The organism is Thalassovita gelatinovora, assembly GCF_001458355.1.
GTDB lineage: Bacteria > Pseudomonadota > Alphaproteobacteria > Rhodobacterales > Rhodobacteraceae > Thalassobius > Thalassobius gelatinovorus.
Genome location: NZ_CYSA01000022.1, coordinates 1 through 3,936, shown reverse-complemented (window position 1 = coordinate 3,936; position 3,936 = coordinate 1). Strand labels below are relative to the sequence as shown.

The following is a 3,936-nucleotide window of genomic DNA, read 5'->3' as shown; positions in this document are numbered from 1 at the left end:
GGTTTCTGCATCCTGCGCCGCCTTGAGCGCGATGGTTTCGGTCCGGTTGGTGTTTTCGGCGGTCTGATTGATGGTGGCCGCCATTTCTTCGACCGAGGCCGAGGTTTCCTCGGACGATGCGGCCTGTTCGGACGCGCCTTGGCTCAGCTGTTCGGAACTGGCCGCCATTTGTTCGCTGCCGGACGCAACATTGCGCGCCGCCGAGGACACATCGCCGACAACGGACTTCAAGCGTTCGGTCATATTGGCCAGCGCAGCAAGCAGGCTGTCATGATCGCCCGAACGGGTTTTGATGGTGGCGCTCAGATCCCCATCGGCAATCTGGCGCAGCACGTCCTGCGCATAGGCGGGTTCGCCCCCAAGCTGCCGATAGATCCCGCGAACAATCATGATTGCTGCAACCGCAGCGATAAGAACCATCGCGACAAGCGAACCGATCTGAATCTGCGTACTAAGCGCATAGGTTTCCGCGACACCCGTCTGTGCTGTGTCCATGCGGACTTTCAGCCGCTCAATCAGAGTTGTGAGCTGTGCATCTGCTGCCCGGCGGGCTGTCGAGGACCGACCGTTGCTGATCTGGAGTGCGGCGTAATCCCCATTCTCACGAGCTTTTTCCAGCGCCGACTGGACTAATGGCAACCAGACTGCACCTGCTTTGAGCATTTCCGCCAAATGCGCTTGATAGTCTTCCGGAAGAGTGTTTTCGGCAACTTTGACGGTGTCCATCAACCCGGCAATACGCTGTTCCGTGCGTATGGCATAGGCTTCGAGGGTCTCGGGGTCGGCGGATGACGCCATCGCGCTGTAGATGTTGACCAACACGTGCAAAACCGCAGCTTCGATATCCGAGATCACCTCAGAATCGATATTGCTTGCAGTGCCGCCAAATGCCGCCACAGCACTATTGTTGTTAGACAGAGTTTGCTTCAAAGCGGTCATGCTCGCCGCCACAGCTTCATAGGCTTTTAATCCCTCGTTTTGAAGAATTTCACGCCCCTTCAGGATCGATTGCAGACCCGAAGCTTCCCGAACCTCACGGTTCACGGATAGGTATTTCTGCCAATCCGCCTCGTAGGCATCAAGCAATTCCTGATCTGACGGTTCCGACACAGCACGAAGCTCGGCAAGGAGTTGATCGATATTTGCGGCGCGCTTATCCATCTCGACTGCACGGGCATACTTTTCAGCCTTGCCCGGAGCAAGAAGCAACATTTTTTCACTTCGTGCGATCCACACGGATTCCGCGCTGATCTCATTGGCCAACGCAACGCCGCGAACCTTGCGTTCCAGAACATCGTCGAACTCGGCTTTGAGTTCGCCCATTTTAAGGATGCCAAGCCCGATGCCAGCTGCAGCCAGAAGCACCACAAGGGTGAACACCGAAGTCAATTTAAACTTTAGGGTCATTTTCAGAAGTCCCATTACCACTGTTAACTTTACGTCCTGGGGCTGCGTCGCGGCCCCTCCATATTCTGAGATATTCGCCAGCTTGCGGGCTGGTCGCGAATATCGTGTCACTTTTTGCATTGCGGCACCCTGACAAGAGAAAAATTCCCCGGTCATTCGTTGCAGGTTGTGCCCTGACAGAGTGCGATTTGATATGTTTGAGATGCGTCTCCTTCATGGACTGCCCAGTGAAGAAGACGACCCCAATTAGTGTTTATTTAATTGGGGTTAAGGGTATAATTTAATGTGCAAATATATTAATCGAACCGCCGCTTTAATGGGCGCTTTGTTAACGGGGCATTGTCGATCCAGCCGTTTCAAATGTCTATCATCAGGCGTAACGGGACAGATACTGAGCAGCAGTCAGCACCGTTTCCGCCGAGACGATTCGGCGTGTTTTCAGATGCCTTAAGAGTTCGTGGAGGTGAGATTATAATTATATATTTTCAATGCGTTGACTAATATTTTCATGCATTTCAGCACAGGCTTTGTCGAATGATTCAGAACAAGATCATGACCGTGTTCAGCCAGTCCTGAAGCAGGATTCAGGGCGGCCCTAAACTTTTCCTGAGTCAAGACCGTTATTTGAACTCGTAAGGTTTGCGGGAAGTATTTTTTTATGACCATCACGATTTTTGTGCCCACGTTCGCGATGATGCGGCAAAGATATTCCCTCGGCGATGCACTTGGCTGCAGTGAGGGGGCTTCGTCCACAACAAGCGAAGACAAGCTGGTATCGTGGTTCGATCAATTCCTCAGCAACAACCAGATCATGCTCAAGTCATTCTCGCGGCTCTGTAGCGACATCAAGAAGGATACCGGCGCGACCAGCTGGTCCGAAGGCGCGGTGGCGCGGATCCTCGACATTGCACAAATAATGCGCAGCAATAGCGGCTGGAAGATTGCCGCCATCGATCTCAGCCCCAACAAAAAAAGTCCTGAATAACCCGAGCGGTGTCGCAAAACATGACGGGCAGTTCATCATGCCCCGATCTGCGGCGAATTTACGACACCGGCTGCGAAAGCGTAGTCCGGAACACCGACACAAGGAGATGACGATGAGACTGACACTGAAATTCAAACTGGCTGCGGCCTTCACCGTTATGGTGGTTCTGGCGATCGCGGGCATGGGGGCCGGTTACATGAGCCTGCGCGACCTTGACCGCGAGGTTAAAACGGTGGTCGACAACTACTGGTGGAAAATGGGCGTCATCAATGCGTTCACCACGAAAGTCAATGCTAACGCCCGCGCCAACTTCGAGATGGTCCTTGCCGACACGCAGCAAGAGCGCGACGAAATCTCCGGGCGTATCGCCGGGACCGTCAAGGCGATCGACGGACTTCTGGCAGAGCTGGAGCCGACGATCACCAGTGCGGAAGGTCAGGCGCAACTCGCCGAGGTGAACAACAAGCGAAAGCCCTATGTCGAAAGTTTTGCGAAGATCAGGCAAAATCTGAACAATGGGCACCGCGAGGCCGCGATACAGGACGTGGATGCCAATCTTAAACCCTCTCTCGAAGCGTTTCTCGCCGCGATCGAAGGTTTCAAGGATTACCAAAGCAGCCTTGTGGACGAAAGCGGTGCGCAGGCCAAGGTGGCCTACCAGACAGGTAAGGCGATGATGATTGCCGTCGGCAGCATCATCCTGCTTGTCTCAACCGCAATGGCGATCTGGATCATCCACAACATCACGCGAGGCATTTCTACCGCCGTCGGCGTGGCTCGTGCGGTGGCCGACGGCGATTTGACCGCCACGGCAAAGGTGAAGTCCAATGACGAGATCCGGGATCTTGTCGATGCGCTCACCCGAATGACCGAACGCTTGAAGTCCGTTGTCGGCGATGTGTCCTCGGCGGCGCGCAATGTTGCGTCCGGCAGCGAACAAATGGCGGCCAGTTCCGAACAGCTGAGCCAAGGCGCGTCCGAACAGGCCGCATCGTCCGAGGAAACCTCGGCCTCGGTCGAAGAAATGGCGGCCACCATCAATCAGACCGCCGAAAACACCAACCGGACCGAAACCATCGCGCTCAAGGCGGCGCAGGATGCAGAAACCAGCGGCAAGGCCGTCGACGATGCGGTCAAGGCGATGGAAACGATTGCCGACAAGATCATGGTGATCCAGGAAATCGCGCGTCAGACCGATCTTCTGGCGCTGAATGCTGCGGTCGAAGCGGCGCGGGCTGGCGATCACGGCCGTGGTTTCGCGGTCGTGGCGGCCGAAGTGCGCAAGCTGGCAGAGCGTTCACAGGAAGCCGCAACGGAAATTTCCGGGCTTTCGGGGGAAACAGTGCGGTCGGCGCAGGCGGCGGGCAATCTGCTTTCGCATCTCGTGCCCGATATTCAGCAGACGGCGAAACTCGTCAGTGGCATTTCGTCTGCCAATAGCGAACTGAACGCCGGTGCGGGCCAGATCAGTGTTGCCATTCAGCAGCTTGATACGGTCACGCAGCAGAACAGTTCGGCCGCCGAGGAAATGTCGATGGCCGCGG

3 protein-coding genes are annotated in these 3,936 nt (G+C 55.5%); 2 read left to right on the top strand and 1 reads right to left on the bottom strand.

The features are described from left to right. A partial coding sequence (locus tag TG4357_RS11310) for a HAMP domain-containing methyl-accepting chemotaxis protein (RefSeq protein WP_199484648.1) occupies nucleotides 1-1,407 on the bottom strand: 1,407 nt, incomplete at its 3' end. Between the two features lie 658 nt (nucleotides 1,408-2,065). Between TG4357_RS11310 and TG4357_RS11305 the strand changes: the two genes are divergently transcribed. Further along, nucleotides 2,066-2,392, top strand: coding sequence for a hypothetical protein (locus tag TG4357_RS11305; protein WP_058263013.1), 327 nt, complete (start codon nucleotides 2,066-2,068; stop codon nucleotides 2,390-2,392). Nucleotides 2,393-2,504: 112 nt separating this feature from the next. Further along, the coding region (locus TG4357_RS11300) for a methyl-accepting chemotaxis protein (RefSeq protein WP_058263012.1) at nucleotides 2,505-3,936 on the top strand (1,432 nt) is incomplete at its 3' end.

Excerpts from the sequence above, each read along its gene's own strand:
- TG4357_RS11305 (WP_058263013.1), top strand. The coding sequence starts at position 2,066 with ATGACCATCACGATTTTTGTGCCCACGTTCGCGATGATGCGGCAAAGA.